18 protein-coding genes are annotated in these 19,427 nt (G+C 68.5%); 9 read left to right on the top strand and 9 right to left on the bottom strand.

The genetic code is table 11. From position 1 onward, the window contains the following. Nucleotides 1–15: 15 nt before the first annotated feature. The 3 genes from OHA25_RS58305 to OHA25_RS58295 form a co-directional block, all read right to left on the bottom strand. Complete coding sequence (locus OHA25_RS58305) at nucleotides 16–834, bottom strand: hypothetical protein (protein WP_327585352.1); 819 nt, start codon at nucleotides 832–834, stop codon at nucleotides 16–18. Between the two features lie 109 nt (nucleotides 835–943). Beyond that, nucleotides 944–2,374, bottom strand: coding sequence for a DUF1996 domain-containing protein (locus OHA25_RS58300; RefSeq protein ID WP_327585351.1), 1,431 nt, complete (start codon nucleotides 2,372–2,374; stop codon nucleotides 944–946). Further along, nucleotides 2,371–3,015, bottom strand: a complete 645-nt coding sequence (locus OHA25_RS58295) for a DUF4142 domain-containing protein (RefSeq protein ID WP_327585350.1) — start codon at nucleotides 3,013–3,015, stop codon at nucleotides 2,371–2,373. Before OHA25_RS58295 ends, OHA25_RS58300 begins: the two co-directional genes overlap by 4 nt. A gap of 117 nt (nucleotides 3,016–3,132) precedes the next feature. Here OHA25_RS58295 and OHA25_RS58290 point away from each other — a divergent pair, with 117 nt between their 5' ends. From OHA25_RS58290 to OHA25_RS58275, 4 genes are all read left to right on the top strand, one after another. Beyond that, the gene (locus OHA25_RS58290) at nucleotides 3,133–3,678 is read left to right on the top strand and encodes a sigma-70 family RNA polymerase sigma factor (RefSeq protein ID WP_127939938.1); all 546 of its coding nucleotides are present in this window, start codon (nucleotides 3,133–3,135) and stop codon (nucleotides 3,676–3,678) included. Beyond that, nucleotides 3,678–3,875: a zf-HC2 domain-containing protein gene (locus OHA25_RS58285; protein WP_305919245.1), complete on the top strand. Its 198-nt coding sequence runs from the start codon at nucleotides 3,678–3,680 to the stop codon at nucleotides 3,873–3,875. Before OHA25_RS58290 ends, OHA25_RS58285 begins: the two co-directional genes overlap by 1 nt. Nucleotides 3,876–3,963: 88 nt before the next feature. Next, nucleotides 3,964–4,767 carry a tryptophan 2,3-dioxygenase gene (locus OHA25_RS58280; protein WP_327585349.1) on the top strand — a complete coding sequence of 268 codons (804 nt, stop codon included), beginning with the start codon at nucleotides 3,964–3,966 and terminating at the stop codon, nucleotides 4,765–4,767. A 38-nt stretch (nucleotides 4,768–4,805) separates the two neighbouring features. Continuing rightward, nucleotides 4,806–9,680: an NAD-glutamate dehydrogenase gene (locus OHA25_RS58275; RefSeq protein ID WP_327585348.1), complete on the top strand. Its 4,875-nt coding sequence runs from the start codon at nucleotides 4,806–4,808 to the stop codon at nucleotides 9,678–9,680. Between the two features lie 81 nt (nucleotides 9,681–9,761). On the opposite strand, the gene OHA25_RS58270 is transcribed toward OHA25_RS58275, so the two are convergent. The 5 genes from OHA25_RS58270 to OHA25_RS58250 all read right to left on the bottom strand — a co-directional run bounded on the left by OHA25_RS58270 (nucleotide 9,762) and on the right by OHA25_RS58250 (nucleotide 13,548). Continuing rightward, the gene (locus OHA25_RS58270; RefSeq protein WP_327585347.1) at nucleotides 9,762–10,607 is read right to left on the bottom strand and encodes an ABC transporter permease; all 846 of its coding nucleotides are present in this window, start codon (nucleotides 10,605–10,607) and stop codon (nucleotides 9,762–9,764) included. Further along, nucleotides 10,604–11,506, bottom strand: coding sequence for an ABC transporter ATP-binding protein (locus OHA25_RS58265; protein WP_442942019.1), 903 nt, complete (start codon nucleotides 11,504–11,506; stop codon nucleotides 10,604–10,606). The genes OHA25_RS58270 and OHA25_RS58265 overlap by 4 nt, the downstream gene beginning before the upstream one ends. 186 nt (nucleotides 11,507–11,692) lie before the next feature. Beyond that, nucleotides 11,693–12,172 (bottom strand): Clp protease N-terminal domain-containing protein, encoded by a 480-nt coding sequence (locus OHA25_RS58260; RefSeq protein WP_327585346.1) that lies wholly within the window; start codon nucleotides 12,170–12,172, stop codon nucleotides 11,693–11,695. Next, nucleotides 12,169–12,402 (bottom strand): hypothetical protein, encoded by a 234-nt coding sequence (locus OHA25_RS58255; protein ID WP_305919240.1) that lies wholly within the window; start codon nucleotides 12,400–12,402, stop codon nucleotides 12,169–12,171. Before OHA25_RS58255 ends, OHA25_RS58260 begins: the two co-directional genes overlap by 4 nt. 99 nt (nucleotides 12,403–12,501) lie before the next feature. Continuing rightward, the gene (locus OHA25_RS58250; RefSeq protein ID WP_327585345.1) at nucleotides 12,502–13,548 is read right to left on the bottom strand and encodes a hypothetical protein; all 1,047 of its coding nucleotides are present in this window, start codon (nucleotides 13,546–13,548) and stop codon (nucleotides 12,502–12,504) included. A gap of 96 nt (nucleotides 13,549–13,644) precedes the next feature. Between OHA25_RS58250 and prfB the strand changes: the two genes are divergently transcribed. Then, the gene (gene prfB / locus OHA25_RS58245) at nucleotides 13,645–14,763 is read left to right on the top strand and encodes a peptide chain release factor 2 (RefSeq protein ID WP_327585344.1); all 1,119 of its coding nucleotides are present in this window, start codon (nucleotides 13,645–13,647) and stop codon (nucleotides 14,761–14,763) included. Between the two features lie 4 nt (nucleotides 14,764–14,767). Here prfB and OHA25_RS58240 read toward each other — a convergent pair whose 3' ends face one another. Next, nucleotides 14,768–14,959 carry a hypothetical protein gene (locus tag OHA25_RS58240; RefSeq protein WP_305919237.1) on the bottom strand — a complete coding sequence of 64 codons (192 nt, stop codon included), beginning with the start codon at nucleotides 14,957–14,959 and terminating at the stop codon, nucleotides 14,768–14,770. Between the two features lie 202 nt (nucleotides 14,960–15,161). On the opposite strand from OHA25_RS58240, the gene ftsE reads away from it, so the two are divergent. Genes ftsE through OHA25_RS58220 form a run of 4 tightly spaced genes read left to right on the top strand, consistent with a single transcriptional unit; the run spans nucleotide 15,162 to nucleotide 19,163 of the window. Next, nucleotides 15,162–15,851 carry a cell division ATP-binding protein FtsE gene (ftsE, locus tag OHA25_RS58235; protein ID WP_091079803.1) on the top strand — a complete coding sequence of 230 codons (690 nt, stop codon included), beginning with the start codon at nucleotides 15,162–15,164 and terminating at the stop codon, nucleotides 15,849–15,851. A 20-nt stretch (nucleotides 15,852–15,871) separates the two neighbouring features. Continuing rightward, entirely contained in the window at nucleotides 15,872–16,780 is a 909-nt protein-coding gene (gene ftsX / locus OHA25_RS58230) for a permease-like cell division protein FtsX (protein ID WP_305919236.1), read from the top strand. Nucleotides 16,781–16,828: 48 nt separating this feature from the next. Beyond that, nucleotides 16,829–17,296: an SsrA-binding protein SmpB gene (gene smpB, locus OHA25_RS58225; protein WP_327585343.1), complete on the top strand. Its 468-nt coding sequence runs from the start codon at nucleotides 16,829–16,831 to the stop codon at nucleotides 17,294–17,296. A 7-nt stretch (nucleotides 17,297–17,303) separates the two neighbouring features. Continuing rightward, nucleotides 17,304–19,163, top strand: a complete 1,860-nt coding sequence (locus OHA25_RS58220) for a penicillin-binding transpeptidase domain-containing protein (RefSeq protein WP_327585342.1) — start codon at nucleotides 17,304–17,306, stop codon at nucleotides 19,161–19,163. Nucleotides 19,164–19,427: the final 264 nt, after the last annotated feature.

Here is a 19,427-nt window from a genome sequence, read left to right as displayed (position 1 = left end):
CGATGACGTTCGGGTTCATCCGGCCTCCCGGTATCTGCGTCGAGCCTCGGCGAGGCTCACCGGTGCGTTCGTTCTGGCCGACTCGGCGGCCGCCCTGGCGGCCTCGGCGGCGGCCGCGTTCCGCGTCGCGGCCGTCTCCGGCCGTTCGACGGGCACGCCGACGGCGGCGGGGGAGGTCACCGCGGGCGCTTCGACCATCTCGGGTACGACCGGCGGCCGGCGCAGCGAGGCCAGCACGCGCACGATCAGCGCCCCGCCGACCGCCGCCAGGCTGGCCACGTAGGACCAGGCCACCCATCCGGCCGGCGGGCGGCCGGCCGTCAGTCCGTGCATGATGCCGATGGGCCAGGCCACGTACGCGGACGAGTGCAGCACCCGCCACATCCACGGCTTGGCCCGTACGGCGAAACGACCCCTGAGCATTCCCGTGACCACGGCCACGATCATCAGATCGAAGGCCAGCGTCCCGAGTGCCACGTAGATCCCGGCCACCGGCACGACCGCGGCCCCCAGCGGCACGTGCCCCAGACTGATCATGAGTGAGATGTGCGTGACCAGATAGGCCAGCCCGATGAGGGCGGTGGCCCGGTGCGCGAGCTGTGCCCTGACCCGGTTGGCCGGCGACAGGAAGACGCGTTCCGTGGTGATGATGCCGAGTGCGACCGTCGCGGTCAGCAGCACCAGACCGAACACGCCCGCGTAGTACTCGAGGAAGCTCACCCCACGGCCGAGCAGCGTGATGCCACGTTCCGTCCTGGTCAGCGCGAACGCCGACAGCAGGAGGGCCATGACGGTCGCGCTTGCTCCCAGCCGGATGCTTCGGGTATCCAGCATCGTGGGAGCGTGCCGGGGGTGTCGTCTGTGGAGCATCTCATTCCCTCCAAGGTCGAGTGAGGGTGCGACTCGGAAGGCGGAATTGCCCTTCAGGGCGCGGTTTTCAGGGTCAGCAACGGCGGCCCCGGTTGATGCAATCGACGACGAAGCGCATCAGCCGATCGGGCATGACGTTGGCGAAGTCGGCGTGGTCGGTGACCGGGTTGTGCTTCTGCTCAGGGAAGGCGTCCACCGCGAATGACTGGCCCTGCGGCACGGAGTACGCGAGGGTCATGCGAAGCTGCGGAACCGCCCGGGTGCCCTGAGGACAAGCACCGTTCTGGCCGGGGAAGACCACGTGTGTGCGGTGGTTGGCGCTGTCGGTGTTCTGACCGTCCCAGCAACTGGGGAAGTCCAGAATACGAAGAACGAGGCTGCCGCGCGGGCAAAGCGGGTATTTGTCGGTCGCTATACGGTTTTGGAATCCCGTGCAGCTCCACGCGGCCCGCGCGTTGGCCCCGCCGTTGGTGGCGGCCTTGGCGTCACCGGTGATCAGCCTGAGGAACCTCGGCATGGCGACGACCCTGGAGGTCGCGTTGCCGCGGAACTGCAGCTGCACCGCGCGGGCCGTCAGCACCTGGCCGACGTTGCCGTCGGGGTCGTTGGAGTTCTGGTCCGAGTTGCGGTCTCTGAGCACGGGCCAGAAGTAGGTTGACCGGTCGTTCAGCCGGCAGGTGGTGCCCGCCGCCGCCAGGCTCTCGTCGGTGGAGAACGCGTCCGTCGACACGTTGCCCACGTAGTCGTGCAGGTGGTGCGCCCCGTTGCTCACGCCGGGGGCGACGATGAAGTTGTCGGGGTTGTTGTGGCGGTTCTCGTTGCGGCCGCACTGGGAGACGAACGTGCCGCGCGAGCCGCTCCTGCCGATCCGCGCGCCGAGCTGGCGCGGCGGGACCTGGCGGATGTCGATGAAGTCCTCGGGGAAGGGGCCGAGGTCGGCGCACGCCTCCTCCTCGCCGTTCCCGGTCTCGGTGGGCGAGGGCGACGCGGTGCCGCTCGGCTGCTCGTCGGGGGTCTCGGACTGGGTCGGGGTCGGTGTGGCTGTCCTGGTGGGCCGGCCGCGGCGGGAGAACGTCGAGGCGCTCTGCTCCTCCTCGGGAGCCTGGGCCTGGTCGTCGCCCTCGGGGGCCTGCGTCTGGCCGTCGCCCTCGGGGGCGGGAGACGCGGCCGGGTCCAGGATCGCGGCGCCGCCGCCCTGGGGAGCCTGCTGATCGGCGTCCTGCTGCTGGCCGGTGCCTTGCTGCTGGTCAGCGCCCTGCTGGCCCTGATCCTGCTGCTGGCCCTGGTCCTGTTGCTGGCCTGGATCCTGTTGCTGGTCCTGATCCTGCTGGTTCTGGTTCCCGTTCCGCTGCTGCGCCGAGGGACTCGGGCTCGCGGTGGCCTCTCCGGGGACGCAGTGGTCGGCGATCGCAGGGCCGACGCCGATCACGGCCGCGGACACCAGCCCGGTGGCCGCCATGGCCAGGACGGACACGGCCGCGGCCATGCGTCTGGATCTACTCATATGTGTCTCCTTGTTTCGACCGCCAGAGCGACGGGTGGTGCAGGCGGGGGCGTTGGGGCCTCGGGCAACTGGGTGTGGTCGACCAGGCCGGTGGACTCCAGATACGCCATGTGGCGCATGACGAAGTTGATGCCTTCCTGGGCGAACTTCCGTATCTCGGAATTACGGGTCCCGGACCGTACGCCCGCCACGACGGTGAAGACCTTGCCGTGCGCGGCACGCAACAGGTTCACGTAGTCCTTGTCGAAGGCAGGGCCGCTCTCGGCTGCCAGCTGCGCAAGCCACCGCTGCTGATCGGCGTTGGGCTCGTCGGGCAGGGCCACGCCGAGCTTCTTCGCCGCTTGGCGGGTCAACTGGTCCAGCCTCGCGTGCTCCTCCATGATCAGCCTGCCGACTTCCTTCACGCGCGGGGACTCGGCGCGAGTCCTGGCGTAGTCGCCGGCGGGCATCTCCCAGAGGCCTGCCTGTCGCACCTTGACCAGCAGGTCGCGGTCGGCTGCCGTGAGCGGTCCCGCGGGTGTCTCAGTGAACTGAGCGGCCGCGGGGTCGATCGACGGCGGCATGACCAGCACGATCGTCACCGCAGCGGCTAGGACGAAGCCGCCGAGCATGAAGAGCTCGCCACGCAAAAGCCTGTGCATGGTCGGAGGTACGCGGGCTCCCCGGGCCAGGTTCACCTATGGCCGGAGATAGTTAGAAATGACTGGAGTTATCGGAGTGGCTACCGAACCAATAACAAAGGTGTAAAGATGTGCCCCGTGCTAGGTCACCTCGACGGCAGGTTCGAGAGTGCGGATGCCGAGGCGGAGCATCGCATTGCGGTGCTTTACCAGGAGTTCGGCGGCCCTCTGCTGCGCCACGTACGCAAATCTACAGGTAACGACCTTCAATGGGCTGAAGACGTCGTGCAGGAGACGCTCGTCAGAGCCTGGCGTAACTCGGCAAGACTGCAATGGGAACCAAGCCTCATATGGGCGTGGCTACTGACAGTGGCCCGCCGCATCGTTATCGATGGGCGTCGGCGGAAGAGCGTGCGGCCTCACGAGGTCGAACCGCCCGAAGTCGACATGATGGCGGTGCCCGACGGCTCGGAGCGAGCCCTCTCGGCGATCGTTGTCGCCGACGCGCTCCGCAGTCTGTCCGAAGAACACCGCGAAGTCATTGAGCAGACCTACCTTCGAGACCGTACGATAAGTGAAGCGGCGGAGATTCTGGGGATCCCGCCGGGCACGGTGAAGTCCCGGCTCTACTACGGGATCCGGGCTCTCCGCGAGCTGCTGCGGGACAAGGGGGTAGCCGGCTGATGCATGACGAGGTGGCCGCCTACGTCCTTGGTGTCCTCGATGAAGAGGAGCACGAGGCGTTCGAACGCCACCTCGACACGTGCGAGCAGTGCCAGGCGGAGCTCATCCAGCTCGCCGAGCTGCCCGATCAGCTCGACGCGCTCAAGAACACCCCCTCGGCCTCCGACGACGACCCCCCGATGTCCATGTCACGTTGACGTCTGTCCCCTTTTCGGGTGGTATCGGTACGGCGAGGCTTTACGCCCGGCAACCGGAAAAGCCGGGTGGTTCAGGGGGAGGTGTTCGGTGGGCATCGAGGGTGATGCGCCCGGTCCCCCGGATCGGCAGTTCGGAGAGGAAGGCGGCCGGCTGTCGTACGGCGGCTACCTTTGCCTGCCCGCGTTGCTCGCGCAGCAGCAGCCGCAGTCCGAGGTGCCGGACGAGCTGCTCTTCATCACCATCCACCAGGTCTACGAGCTGTGGTTCAAGCTGCTGCTCCACGAGCTGGAGGCCGCTCGCGCCGCCATGTTCGGCGGCGAGCTGTGGCAGGCCAGGCACCTGTTCCAGCGGGTGCACGCGGTCGAGCGGGTGCTGATCGAGCAGATCGAGGTCCTGGAGACGATGACGCCCCAGGACTTCCTGGAGTTCCGCGCGAAGCTGGCGCCGGCCAGCGGGTTCCAGTCGGTGCAGTTCCGCGAGCTGGAGTTCCTGTCGGGGCTGAAGGACGAGCGCTACGTCGGCAGCTTCCGCCATGCCTCGGACACCGATCTCGCCAGGCTGCGCCGCAGGCTGGACGAGCCCACATTGTGGGATGCTTACCTGGCCGCCCTCGCCCAGCGTGGCCTGCCGGTCTCGGACGACGAGATCATGGCCTCGCTGCTGGCCGTGGCCAGAGACCGCCGGTCCCACGACGACCTGTGGCAGCTGGCCGAGGACCTCCTCACCCACGACGAGACCACCGCACTGTGGCGGATGCGTCACGTTCAGATGGTCGAACGCCAGATCGGCACCAAGTCCGGCACCGGCGGCTCGACCGGCGCACCCTATCTGCGCAGTAGGGCGCGCCTGCACTACTTCCCGCTGCTGTGGGAACTAAGGGCCTGGCTATGAACGCCACGGCGAACCCTCACAAAGGAGTGAGACCTACGATGCCCCTCGACGAGGCCAAGGATGAGCTGCTGCAGCGAGCCGCCGAGAGCTGTGCGGCGAGCAGCGAACACGTGACCACCGAGGAGGCGCTGTCCTTCCTCCGGTTCTACTACCGTCACGTGGCGCCCGAGGACCTGCTCGACCGCAACCCGGTCGACGTGTACGGCCCTGCGATGTCGCAACGCCAGCTGGCCGAGGTGCGCCCGCAGGGCCGGGCGGTGGTTCGGGCCTATGCGCCCACCTTGGAGGAGCACGGCTGGGACCCGGGCCACTCGGTGGTCGAAGTGGTCACCGACGACATGCCGTTCCTCGTCGACTCGGTGTCGATGGAGCTCGACCGGCACGATCTGGGCACCCACCTGGTGGTCCACCCGCAGATGCGGGTGCGCCGCGACATGACGGGCCGCATGCTCGGCCGCGGCCAGGAGGACGTCACCGGCCAGATGCTGGTCGAGTCGTGGATGCACATCGAGATCGACCGGCAGTCCGATCCCGCGGTGCTCAAGGGACTCGAGGCCGACCTCCAGCGGGTGCTCGAAGATGTGCGCCACGCGGTCGAGGACTTCAGGAAGATGCGGGGATTGGCCGTGCAGACCGCCGAAGCCCTGAGCATGAACCCGCCGCCGCTGGAGCCCGCGGAGGTCGAGGACAGCATCGACCTGCTGCGCTGGCTGGCCGACGGGCACTTCACCTTCCTCGGTTACCGGGAATACCGGCTCGAGGACACCGACGAAGGCGAGGCGCTGCGCTCGCTGCCAGGGGCGGCGCTGGGCATCCTGCGTGACGACAGGCCCGGCTCGGCCAGCTTCTCCGTGTTGCCGCCCGAAGTGCGGGCCAAGGCACGCGAGAAGCACCTGATGATCATCACCAAGGCCAACTCCCGTGCCACCGTGCACCGGGCGACCTACCTCGACTACATCGGGGTCAAGACGTTCTCGCCCGAGGGCGAGGTGATCGGGGAGCGGCGCTTCCTCGGCCTGTTCACGCATGTCGCCTACAACGAGTCGATCTCCAGGATCCCGGTGCTGCGGCGCAAGCTGGCCGACGTGCTCGACGCGGCCGGGCTGCAGCCCGACAGCCACGACGGCAAGGACCTGATCGAGATCCTCGAGACGTTCCCGCGCGACGAGCTGTTCCAGACCTCCGTCGAGCAGCTGCTGCCGATCGCCATGGGCGTGTTGCGGCTGCGTGAGCGCAAGCAGGTCAAGCTGTTCCTGCGGCGCGACGACTACGGACGCTACATCTCCTGCCTGATCTACCTGCCGCGTGACCGCTACACCACCAAGGTGCGGCTGAAGATGCAGGAGGTGCTGCTCAAGGCCCTGGGCGGCAAGTCGCTGGACTACAGCGCGATGATCGGCGAGTCGGTGCTGGCCCGGCTGCACGTGGTGGTGCGGGGCGAGCGGGGCAGGCAGCTGCCGCCGCCGAGCGGAGACGTGGAGGAGCTGGAGGCCAGGCTGGCCGCGCTCACCCGTTCCTGGGAGGACGACCTGGCCGCCGCGCTGGGGGAGATGACCGCCGAGGAGGAGTCGCCCGCGCTCACCCGGCGGTACGCCTCCGCGTTCCCCGAGGGATACAAGGCGGACTTCCCGCCCAAGGTGGCCGTCGTGGACCTGCGCCGCCTGGAGGAGCTCGTCGCCGCCGGCGACGACGAGCAGGTTGGGATCAACCTCTACGAGCCGTACGACGCGACCGAGGGGGAGCGGCGGCTCAAGATCTACAAGGTCGGCTCGCCCATCTCGCTGTCCCAGGCGCTGCCCCTGATCCAGCGGCTCGGCGTCGAGGTCGTCGATGAGCGGCCCTACGAGATCGACCGGGACAACGACCCCAACACCAAGAACGCCTGGATCTACGACTTCGGGCTGCGCTACACGCCCTCCGACGAGGTGGACAGGAACGACTTCAAGCGGTTCTTCCAGGACGGGCTCACCGCGCTGTGGAAGGGGCGGGTGCAGGCCGACGACTTCAACGCGCTCATCCTGCGGGCCGGGCTGACCTGGGAGGAGGTGGAGATCCTGCGGGTCTACGCCACCTACCTGCGCCAGGCCGGGAGCACGTTCTCGCAGTCCTACATCGAGCGGGTGCTCAACGGCAACGTGCGGCTGGCGCGGCTGCTGGTGAGCCTGTTCGAGGCCAGGCTGGATCCGCGGCGGAGCGACGACGTGCGGGCCGAGCTCCTGGACGCGCTGCACGAGGAGGCCCTGGGGGCGCTGGACGAGGTGGCCTCGCTGGACGAGGACCGCATCCTGCGGGCGTACCTGGAGATGATTCAGGCGACATTGAGGACGAACTACTTCCAAACGGTAAATGGACGGCGCAAACCGTACATTTCACTTAAGTTCGATCCGCAGGCCATCAGCGTGCTTCCGCTGCCGCGGCCGAAGTTCGAGATATTCGTTTACTCGCCCCGGGTCGAGGGCGTGCATCTGCGATTCGGGAAGGTGGCACGCGGCGGGCTGCGGTGGTCCGATCGGATGGAGGACTTCCGGACGGAGATATTGGGCCTGGTTAAGGCTCAGATGGTGAAAAACACCGTCATTGTCCCGACTGGGTCCAAAGGTGGATTTGTCGTGAAACGTCCGCCAGTGGGCGGCACTCGCGAGGCTCTGCTCGCCGAGGGCGTGGCCTGCTACCGGACCTTCATCTCTGGGCTGCTGGACGTCACCGACAACCTCGTGGACGGCAAGGTCGTGCCGCCGCCCGACGTGGTCAGGCACGACGGCGACGACCCCTACCTGGTCGTGGCGGCCGACAAGGGCACCGCCACCTTCTCCGACATCGCCAACGGCGTGGCCAAGGACTACGGGTTCTGGCTGGGCGACGCGTTCGCCTCCGGCGGGTCCGTCGGCTACGACCACAAGGCCATGGGCATCACCGCCCGGGGCGCGTGGGAGTCGGTCAAATACCACTTCCGCACCATGGGTGTGGACACGCAGACCACCGACTTCACGGTGGCCGGCATCGGTGACATGTCGGGCGACGTGTTCGGCAACGGCATGCTGCTGTCGCAGCACATCCGGCTGGTGGCCGCGTTCGACCACCGGCACATCTTCGTGGACCCGTCCCCCGACGCCGACCGCTCCTACGCCGAGCGGCAGCGCCTGTTCAACCTGCCGCGCAGCTCGTGGGAGGACTACGACACCAAGATGATCTCGGCGGGCGGCGGCGTCTTCCCGCGTACCGCCAAGTCCATCCAGATCACGGCGCAGATGCGCGAGGCGCTCGGCATCCCCGCCGGGGTGAGCTCGCTGGCGCCGAACGACCTGATCAGTGCCATCCTGCGGGCCCCGGTGGACCTGCTGTGGAACGGCGGCATCGGCACGTACGTCAAGGCCGCCTCCGAGTCCCACACCGACGTGGGCGACAAGGCCAACGACGCGCTCCGGGTCAACGCCACCGATCTGCGCTGCAAGGTCGTCGGCGAGGGCGGCAACCTGGGCTTCACCCAGCTGGCCAGGATCGAGTTCGCGCTGAACGGCGGGCTGGTCAACACCGACTTCATCGACAACTCGGCCGGGGTGGACACCTCCGACCACGAGGTGAACATCAAGATCCTGCTCGACCAGGTGGTCCGGGACGGCGAGCTGACCGACAAGCAGCGCAACCAGGTCTTCACCGCGATGACCGACGAGGTCGCGGCGCTGGTGCTGCGGGACAACTACGCGCAGAACGTGGTCCTGGCCGCCGCCCGTGCCCAGTCCGTCGAGATGCTCCACATCCACGCCCGCTACCTGCGGCGGCTGGAGCGCGAAGGGCTGGTCAACCGGGAGCTGGAGTTCCTGCCCTCGGACAAGACGCTGGCCGAGCGCCGCCAGGCCAGACTCGGGCTGACCGCGCCCGAGTTCTCCGTCCTGCTGGCTTACACCAAGTTGGTGGCCGACGCCGAGCTGCTCGCCTCCGACCTGCCCGACGAGCCGTACCTGGAGTCGTGGCTGGTGTCGTACTTCCCGTCGGACCTACGGGAACGCTTCAGGACCTACATGGACGGGCACCCGCTGCGGCGGGAGATCATCACCACCTGTGTGGTGAACGAGCTGGTCAACTCCATGGGCACCACGTTCATGCACCGCTTCGCCGAGGAGACCGGCGCCTCGACGCCCGACATCGCGCGGGCCTGGCTGGTGGCGCGGGAGGTCTTCGACCTGCCGTCGTTCTACCGGGCCGTGGAGTCGCTGGACAACAAGGTGAACACCGATGTCCAGATCGCCATGTTGCTGGAGGCCCGCAAGCTCGTCGAGCGCGGCACCCGCTGGCTGCTGGTCAACCGGCGCCCGCCGCTCGACCTGGCCGGGTCCGTCAGCTTCTTCATGAAGGGCGTCAACGGGCTCGTCGCGCACATCCCGAAGATGCTCACCGGGCCCGACCTGGCGGCGTACGAGGAGCGCCGGGACTCGTTCGTGGCCCGGGGCGTGCCGCTGGAGCTGGCCGAGCGGGTGGCCGGCACGGTGCCCGCGTACTCCACGCTGGATCTGGTCGAGGTCTCCTCGCTGACGGGACGGCCGGTCAACGAGGTCGGCGAGGTCTACTTCGACCTGGCCGACCGCCTCCAGATGGCCCGCCTCAGGGAGCGGATCATCGCCCTGCCCAGGGACAACCGGTGGAATTCCATGGCCCGCTCGGCCCTGCGCGACGACCTGTACGCCGCGCACGCCTCGCTGACCAGGGATGTGCTGGCCCACAGCAAGCCGGGGCTGCCCCCGGAGGAGCGGCTGGCCCGCTGGTCCGAGGCCAACTCCGCGGCCGTCTCCCGGGCCAGGCAGACGTTGTCGGAGATCTGGGAGAGCGACAACTTCGACCTGGCCACGCTCTCGGTCGCGCTGCGTGCCATCCGCACGCTGGTGGCCGCCAGCAACCTCCCGCACACGGAGGCGTAGCCCTTCGCCATCGGCGCTGCGACGGCTCTGTCCGCCGCCGCAGCGCCATGGGCCGTCACGGCGCCGCTCCCAGGCGTGTGCTCAGCCGACGCGCCGCAGGGCGCGCTCGCGGCGGGCGGCCACGCTCGACCCCGACTCCCCGCGTGCCATCCTCCGCAACACCACCGGCGCCACGAGCAGCCCGAGCACCGCCCAGGCGCCCAGCACGCCGGCGGTCTCCAGGTGCCGCCAGGACTCGCCGATCTCGATGGCCGCCGCCGCGTCGGGCAGCAGGGCCGAGCGCATGCCGAGCCCCATCCAGTAGACCGGGAAGATCTGGGCGATCCACTGGAGCCACTCGGGCAGTGCGGTGATCGGATAGAAGATGCCGGAGATCCCGATCACGCCGAGGAACGGCAGCTGGAGCAACCCCTGGGCCCGGGCGCTGGCGAACGCCGAGCCGAGCACCGCGCCGATGGGCAAGGTCGCGACCAGGCCGAGCGCCAGCACCCAGGCCAGGGTGGGCCAGGAGCCCGGGCCGACCGCCAGGCCGTCGACCATGAGCACGCCGGGCACCAGGAAGATCATCAGATCGGCGAGCAGGCCGCCGGAGACCGAGATGACCTTGCCGATGAGGTAGGCCGGCATGCCGTGCGGAGTCGCCTTGGCCCGCAGCAGCGTGCCGTCCTCGCGGTCGGCGGTCAGCTGCTGGCTCATGCTGATCATGCCGACCGCGGCGTTCATCCCGAGGATGCTCGGCAGGGCCAGGGTGCTGAGCAGGAGCCCGCTGGAGCCGAACGACAGGTCCCTGATGAAGAACATGGTGGCCACCATCAGGCCGGGCCAGAGGAGATGCGAGAAGAGCTCGGGCCCATTGGTGAAGGACTGGCGCAACTCGATCAGGCCGCGGGACCACCCCGCGCGCAGTGCCGTCGTGGTGGGGTTCATCGGCTCGCCTCCGGGGTCGATTCGGCCTGGCGGACCAGGGTGAGATAGGTCTGCTCCAGCGAGGCCCGGTGGATCTCGAGCTCCTGGACGTCGTCGCCGTACCGGGCGAACAGGTCCTGGGCGAACCGGGTCGAGTCCGCTGTCTTCTGGACGAATCGCTGCCCGTCGAGGAGCCAGCGCACCTCGTCCTCGCCGGCGATCCGCCGCGCCAGTTCGCCGGCCGTGCCGTCGGCGATGATCCGGCCGCCGTTCAGCACGACGATGCGGTCGGCCAGCTTCTCGGCCTCGTCCAGATCGTGGGTGGTGAGCAGCACGGTGGTCTCGTGGGCGTCGACCAGGCCGCGTACGAGGTCGTGGAACTCGCTCCTGGCCTGCGGGTCGAACGATGCGGTCGGCTCGTCGAGGAACAGCAGCTCAGGGCGGCCCACGATGCCGATCGCCACGTCCAGCCTGCGCCGCTGGCCGCCGGACAAGGTCTTGATCTTCTTGCCTGCCTGCCCGGTGAGGCCGACCGCCTCGATCAGCTCGGCGCCGTCCCACGGCCGCCGGATGTGGGGGGTGGTGTAGCCGGCGTAGTAGCCGCCGAGGTGGTCCAGGAGCTCGCGGACCCGCCAGTTGCCGTGGTCGCGCCAGGACTGCAGCACGACCCCGAGCCGGGCCCGCCACCGCTCGTCGCCGTGCGCGGGATCGGCGCCGAGCACCTCGACCCGGCCCGCCGAGCGGGTGCGGAAGCCCTCCAGGATCTCGATCGTGGTGGTCTTGCCCGCCCCGTTCGGCCCTAACAGGGCCACGACCTCGCCGTGGCGGACCTGGAACGTGACATCGTGCAGCACGTCGACCGGGCCGTAGCGCATGCGCAGCCCGTCGACGCCGAGCGCGGCTTGGTCGCTCATGGTCATGAAATGACCTCTCTTCGTGATCGGACGTCCCCGTGACGGGACGCGTGCCGGCGGCACCCGTCGCGAGGGCATGACTGGTCGCGACCCGAACCGGCCGGACCGCATCGCTACGCGTGGGCGGTCCGCGGCAAGGGCCGGGACGACAGGGGGATGGGGGTGGTGAATCGGGTAGCTCGGAGACCCGAGCTACCAACTCTCGTGCGCGAGGGTCTCCCGGGCGCGTGCCATCAGGCCGGCCCGGTCGGCGCCGGCCAGGGTGAGTGCGCGGGGCACGGTGCCGATCTCGGTGTCCAGGATGCCGAGCAGCAGATGCGCGGGTCGCAGGTCCTTCTTGCCGGTGGCGGCGGCGAAGCCGCGTTCGAGGGCGAGCCTGGCCGACGCGCCGATCTTCGGCAGCTTGGGGTCGCGGCTCGGCTTCGGGAGGTCGTAGGAGGCGAGGGACACCCCCACCGTGCTGAGGCTGTGCTCGAACTCCCGGTCCAGCGCCTCCCTGATCGCCTGCCGCCCCAGGCCGGCCGCGAGCAGCACACGGTGCGCGGCGGTGCCCTCGTGCGTGGCGATCGCCAGCAGGAGATGGTGCGCTTCGATCACCGCGGAGCCGTCCTCCAGCGTCTCCGCCCCGCCTCCCACGATGATCGCCTGGATGTAGTGGTCGATCGCGCTCATTGTCGTCTCCTCAACGTGACGCCGGCCGCGATGAGCCGCTTGGAGTGCTTCTTGTGGACCGCCTGCCGGGTGACGCCGAGCGCCTCGGCCACGTCGGGCCAGCTCCAGCCCGCCCGCATGGCCTGCTCGACGGCGGCGTCCTCCAACTGGTCGGCCAGGCGCCGCAACGCCATCACGGCCGCGAGCGCGTCCGCGGGGTCTTTGGGTACGGAAACATCATCTGCCGGCATGCAAGCAACCGTAGTTGACTAAAGGAAGGTTAGTCAACTGCGGTTGCTTAGCGTGTGCGGGCAAGGTGGCTTGCCGTAAAAATGGCCTCTTCTTGGGTGTTATTGACCGGAGGCCCGGGTGAGAGCGCCTTCGTGGGCGATCACGGCCGCCGCGGAGGGGCGGGACAGCGGCGGGACGGCAGTGGCATATTGGTGGGTTTCGATCAGGCGCAGCGTGCGGCGCAGCACCGGCGCGCTGATCGCCCATCGGGCCGACTCCGGCACCGGGATGTAGTCGTCCTCGGCCGTCTTCGTCGTCGTGGTCGACGTCCGCGACAGCGAATACTGGATCAGCGCCCCGCCGTCCTTGGTGCGCAGCGCGTACACAGGGAAGTTGTCGGCGCTGAAGATCGAGTCGTAGCTGTAGCCGCCGACCTTTCTGTCGCCCTTGGCCTTCTGCCGCAGCTCGGCGATCTGCTCGGCCACCTCGGTCGTATAGGGCCCCGGCGCGAGGAGCCCGGCCGTGACCCCGGCCGTCCCGGTCTCGGCCACGCTGGCGTGCACGGGCTGCATGAACTGCGGGCTGATCGTGACGGTCTTGTCGTCGGGAGCCAGCGCCGTCGCATAGCCCTCGGCGTCCAGCTCGATCTCCGGCAGCTGCTGTCCCGGCAGGAGCTGCGCCACGGAGCTCAGCCGCCAGTCGTCCGCCGACTTGGCGAACGTCAGCAGCGTCGGCCGCCCGTCGCGGGTCGCCAGCGCGCTGAACCAGGGCGCCTTCTCCTCTGGGACGAACCTGGGCACGTAGAGCGTGGGCGGGCCCCACTTGTAGCGGGGCGGCGCGTAGTCGGTCGACAGGTATGCCGCCACGGTCAGCAGCACCTGCCCGCCGGTCGTGAGGTCCTTGGCCGCCAGGTCCAGGCGGCCCTCCAGGTCCTCCTCGTCGCTTTTCACCCGCAGCGCGTCGTCGGTGACCAGGATGTCGTGGAACTCCTTGGCCGCCTCGGCCCTGGTGATCGCGACCGCGCTCGCGGAGGGCGTGGGCGTCGAGGAGGCGGACACGGCCTGCTTCGAGGGGGAGGGCGGCGGCGCATTGCCCGTGCAGGCGCTCGCCGCGGCCAGCACGCCGGCGGCGAGCGCCAGCACCTTCCGCCGCCCGAATACACGCACGTCGCCATCGTATTGGGTGCGCGGGAAGGCGACGCCTTGGGCGGGTCCCGGGTTGGAGGACGGAGTTCTCCCGCGAGGCGCGTACCCTAGGGAGACGTGGCAGGCATCGATCCGGCAGAAGAGATCAACGAGCTCGCGGGCACGGTCCGCAGCATCCAGGACGTGCTCGACCTCGACGCGCTGCGCAAGCAGATCGCAGAGCTGGAGCAGCAGGTTGCCGCGCCCGACCTCTGGGACGACCCTGAGCAGGCCCAGAAGGTCACGAGCAAGCTCTCCCATCTCCAGGGAGAGCTCAACCGCGTCGAGGGCGTCGCGCGCCGCCTCGACGACCTGACCGTCCTCTACGAGCTGGCGGCCGAGGAGAGCGACGACGACACGCGCGCCGAGGCTGACAAGGAGCTCGAGTCGCTCAAGTCCGATATCGGCGCGCTCGAGGTACGCACCCTGCTCTCGGGCGAATACGACGCCCGCGAGGCACTGGTCACGATCAACTCACAGGCCGGCGGCGTGGACGCCGCCGACTGGGCGGAGATGCTGTTCCGGATGTATCTGCGGTGGGCCGAGCGCAAGGGCTACGCCACAGAGGTCTACGACACCTCCTACGCGGAGGAGGCCGGCATCAAGTCGGCCACGTTCACGATCAAGGCGCCCTATGCCTACGGCACGCTGCGTGGCGAGCACGGCACCCACCGTCTGGTCCGCATCAGCCCGTTCGACAACCAGGGGCGCAGGCAGACGTCGTTCGCCGGTGTGGACATCGTGCCGGTCGTCGAGCAGACCGACCACATCGACATCAACGAGGACGAGCTCCGCATCGACGTCTACCGCTCGAGCGGCCCCGGCGGCCAGGGCGTCAACACGACCGACTCGGCCGTGCGGATCACGCACCTGCCGTCCGGCATCGTCGTCTCCTGCCAGAACGAGCGTTCGCAGTTGCAAAACCGCGCCAGCGCGATGAACGTGCTCCAGGCCAAGCTGCTCGAGCGCAAGCGGCAGGAGGAGGCGGAGAAGATGTCGGAGCTGCGTGGCGCGACGACCACGTCGTGGGGCACGCAGATCCGCAACTACGTGCTGCACCCCTACCAGATCGTCAAGGACCTGCGCACGGGCACCGAGGCAGGCAACCCGTCGGCCGTGCTGGACGGCGACCTCGACGGGTTCATCGAGTCGGAGATCCGCTGGATGCGGCGGCAGGAGTCGGGGGCGGAGTCCTAGGGCCCTAGAGCCCGCTGAGGTGCTTGAGCGCCAGGCTCGCGAAGAGCAGGACGACGAGCAGCAGGATGATGAGGGCGGGTGACAGCCCGGCGAAGCCGTGGTGGTGCATCCGCTCTCTGTTGGCGCGGCAGAGGGCGCAGCGTCCCTCGATCACGGGGTGGGCGCACTGCGCGCATACGAGGTGTTCACAACTCATGACAGCCCCAAGTGTAGCCGCACAATCGTTTTGTTTCCGTTATGGACGTTCCATGCCAGTCTTCCCCCTAGACTGTGCTCTGGCCAATCGGAACGTCGATCATCAGTAAAGACGAGGTCCCCGATCGGCCAGCGGCGGGAAGTGGGCATGTGCCACCCTCGCTTCCGTCCTGACCCCTAGACTGGCATGCCGTGATGCTCTCGTGATCCATTTCGATAATGTCACCAAGGTCTACGCGAACCAGAACCGGCCCGCTCTCGACCACGTCTCCGTTGACGTGGACAAGGGCGAGTTCGTGTTCCTCGTCGGCCCTTCGGGGTCAGGCAAGTCCACGTTCCTGCGTCTGATCCTGAAGGAGGAGCGGCCCAACTCCGGCGCGATTCACGTCGCGGGGAAGGATCTGGCCCGCCTCTCCAACTTCAAGGTGCCGCACCTGCGCCGCCGCATCGGCTGCGTCTTCCAGGACTTCAGGCTCCTGCCGAACAAGAACGTCTACGAGAACGTGGCGTTCGCCCTCGAGGTCATCGGCAAGCCCCGGCGGTTCATCCGCAAGGTGGTGCCCGAGGTCATCGAGCTGGTGGGCCTCGAAGGCAAGGCCCACCGCATGCCCGACGAGCTGTCCGGCGGCGAGCAGCAACGCGTCGCCATGGCCCGCGCGTTCGTCAACCGGCCGATGATCCTGTTGGCCGACGAGCCCACGGGCAACATCGACCCCGCGACGAGCATCGGCATCATGAAGGTGCTCGACCGCATCAACAGGACTGGCACCACGGTCGTCATGGCCACGCACGACGCGGCCATCGTCGACTCCATGCGCAAGCGTGTCGTGGAGCTGGAGGACGGCAAGATCGTCCGTGACCAGTCGCGTGGCGTTTACGGCCAGGCGTACTGACAGGGAGCTGCAGACACAACATGCGGGCGAATTTCATCTTCTCCGAGGTCTGGATCGGCCTCCGTCGCAACCTGACCATGACGATCGCGGTCATCATCACCGTGGCGGTCGGAATGGCGATGCTGGGCGTCGGCTTGATGATCAACGCCCAGGTCGGCTTGATGAAGGGCTATTGGGGCGACAAGGTCGAGGTCTCGGTCTTCCTGTGCAACAAGGGGACCGCCATGCCGGCGTGCAACGGCAAGGCGATCACGCAGACCCAGATCAAGGCGCTCGAGGCGCACATCCGGGGCACCCAAGGGGTCAAGGACGTCTTCTTCGAGAACCAGGACACGGCTTACCAGAACTTCCAGGAGGCCTACGCCTCCAATCCGGCTCTGGTCAAGGCCACCCAGGTCGAGGACATGCCGCAGTCGTTCCGCATCAAGGTCGCCGACCCGGACAACTACCAGCCCATCATCCAGGCGGTCCAGGGCCAGCCGGGCGTCTCGCAGGTGACCGACCACAAGCAGCTGATCGGGCCGTTCTTCCAGATGCTCGACAAGCTCGCCTTCTACGCGCTGGGCGTCGCGATCACCCTGGTGCTCGCCGCGGCGCTGCTGATCGGCAACACGGTCCGGCTCTCGGCGTTCAACCGGCGCAGAGAGACGGGCATCATGCGGCTGGTCGGCGCGTCCAACCTCTACATCCAGCTGCCGTTCGTCATGGAGGGCGTGATCGCGGGCCTGATCGGTGGCGTGTTCGCCGCGGTCATCCTGATCGTGACCAAGGTCCTGCTGTTCGAGGAGCTCGGCAAGTTCTTCGGCGATGCGACCGCTCAGCTGGGCTGGGACACCGTGGCGCAGACGATCACGTACACCATGATCATCGGTGTGTTCATCTGTATCCTGGCTTCGTTCGTCACGCTCCGCCGCTACCTTCGGGTGTAGCCGCCGCGACGTACCCGAGGTACGGAGGATCGCCGGTAAAGTCGAAGCATGCCACGTGAGACCGGGCGGAAGGTCATCGCCCAGAACAAACGTGCTCGGCACGACTACCACGTCGAAGACACCTTCGAGGCGGGTCTCGTGCTGCAGGGCACCGAGGTGAAGTCGCTCCGCGAGGGCCGCGCCTCGCTCGTCGACGGCTACGCCAGCATCGACGGCAACGAAGCGTGGCTGCTCAACGTGCACATTCCCGAATATGCGCAGGGCACGTGGACCAACCACGCCGCCCGCCGCAAGCGCAAGCTGCTGCTGCACCGCAAGGAGATCGACAAGCTCGCCGCCAAAACCAAGGAAGGCGGGCTCACGATCGTGCCGCTGGCGCTCTATTTCAAGGACGGCCGCGCCAAGGTCGAGATCGGTCTCGCCCGAGGCAAGAAGGACTGGGACAAGCGGCAGTCGCTGGCGGAGCAGCAGGCCAAACGGGAGATGGCCCGCGCCCTGCGCCACCGCAACCGATGAGATCGGCATGAGACGCCTGCGCCGCACGCTCTCCGCGACCGCCACCCTGGCGGTCGCGTGCACGATGCTGACCGGCTGCTTCGAGGAGCCGTCGCCGCACGACGCGGTGCGCGACTTCCTCGTGGGCTGGCAGACGGAGGACTACGACCTGGCCGCGGGACGCACCGACGGCGATCAGGCGACCGTACGCAAGGCCCTGTCCGACGCCAAGTTGGAGCTGGACGCGGCCTCGTTCCGCTTCAAGATCAAAAACTTGAGCATGAACGGCGACGAGTCCACGGCCGCCTTCCGCGCCGAGGTCGACCTGGGCGAGAACAACCCGCTCTGGCAGTACGACGGGATGTTGCCGCTCCACCTGGTCGACGGCGCGTGGAAGGTGCGCTGGTCGCCCTCGGTGCTGCATCCGGAGCTGAAGCAGGGGCAGCGGTTCGCGGTCGACATCGATCCCAAACCGCGCCAGCCGGTGGTCGACTGGACCGGCGAGGCGCTGCAGACCGACTCCGTGGTCTACAGCGTCGGCGTCTATCCGGCCAAGCTGGGCGATCAGGCTGAAGAGGTCGTCGCGAGGTTGTCGGAGATCACGGGATACGCCCAGGACCGGCTGCTGAGCCGCATCCGCTCCTCGCCGCCCGACAAGTTCGTGCCGCTGGTCACGTTCGGCGGCTCGCTCTATCAGAAGATGAAGCCCAGGCTCGACGACATCTCGGAGATCGAGACCCAGAAGCAGGACCAGCCCGTCAACCCCGACGCTCCCCGGCAGATCGTCGGCACCGTCAGCGCGCTCACCCCTGAATACGAGCAGAAGCTCGGCGGCCCGCAGCGGGCCGGTGACTCGGTGGGCAAGAGCGGGCTGCAGCAGGCCTACCAGAGCTACCTGACCGGCTCCACGCAGACGAGGGTGATCACGCTCGACCTCAAGACCGGCAAGCAGGCCGCCCTGTTGGAGGAGTGGCCGGGCCGGCAGAACGTGTCGGTGCAGACCACCATCGACCGCGGCATCCAGGCGGCGGCCGAGCAGGCGGTGGCCGACAGCGACACGAGCGCGCTGGTGGCCGTGGACCGGAAGACCGGCGAGATCCGCGCGGTGGCCACCCACGGCGGCATGCATCAGGAGAAGGACGCGCTGGCCGGCAAATACCCGGCGGGCACGGCATTCTCGATCGTTGCCGCGGACGCGCTGGTCAGGGCCGGGATGGACCCCAAGCAGCGGCTGGACTGCCCGCAGGAACGCACGGTCGGCGGTGCCAGGTTCGTGGCCGCCGGTCAGGCGGCCGGCAGCACGACGTCGGCCACGTTCCAGGACAACTTCGCCAAGGGCTGCGTCACCGCCCTGGCCTCGCTCGCCCGCCGCGTCGAGGCCGACGAGCTGCGCAAGAGCGCCGAGGCGTTCGGCGTGGGCCAGCCGTGGCGGCTGCCGCTGAAGTCGTTCAGCGGCTCGTTCCCCAAGTTGTCCAGCGACGCCGACAAGGCCAAGGCGATCGCGGGCCAGAACGTCGAGGTGAGCCCGCTGGGCATGGCACTGGTGGCCGCGGCGGTGTCCTCGGGCACCTGGCGCTCGCCCGTGCTCGTCACCGACCCCAAGTCGCCCGACCCGTCGGTCGAGACCGCGCCCATCACCCAGCCCGCCCCTGTGCCCGTTGATCCGCGGGTGCTCGCGGCGCTCAGGCCGATGATGCGGGCCGGCGCCTTCGGCACGCCCGCTCAGGCGGGCAAGGGCAAGGTCTACGGGGTGACGGCGACGGCCGGGGACCAGCTGACGTGGTTCGTCGGCTGGCAGGGGGACGTGGCCGTTGCGGTGTTGTCGAAGAACTACAACGCGTCGGCGGTCGCGGGCGGCTTTTTCCAGGCCCTGCAGGACCCGTCGTGAGCCGTGGTGAGCTCACCGTGAAAATGTCGCGACGCTGAGCAACCAACCGGGGCCGCGGTGGCGTCTTACTGAGTGACTGGGCCCGCTCGGGGGGTTGCGGATCCAGTCGCCGTGATGAGATCAGGACTTCATCTCGGGGGAAGTCCTGCCGTCCGGACCGGCTCGACCCTGCCGGTCGGCCCCCGGGAGCGCGAGCTGCTGTGCCACTCTCCCGGGGGTTTCGCCATGGGGAATTAAGGTGGCGTTGAGGGCGTTGTCCCCTGT

Origin of the sequence: Nonomuraea sp. NBC_00507 (genome assembly GCF_036013525.1) — a bacterium.
GTDB lineage: Bacteria > Actinomycetota > Actinomycetes > Streptosporangiales > Streptosporangiaceae > Nonomuraea.
Note: the sequence above shows the minus strand (reverse complement) of the source record. Positions and strands in the feature narration are given on the sequence as shown.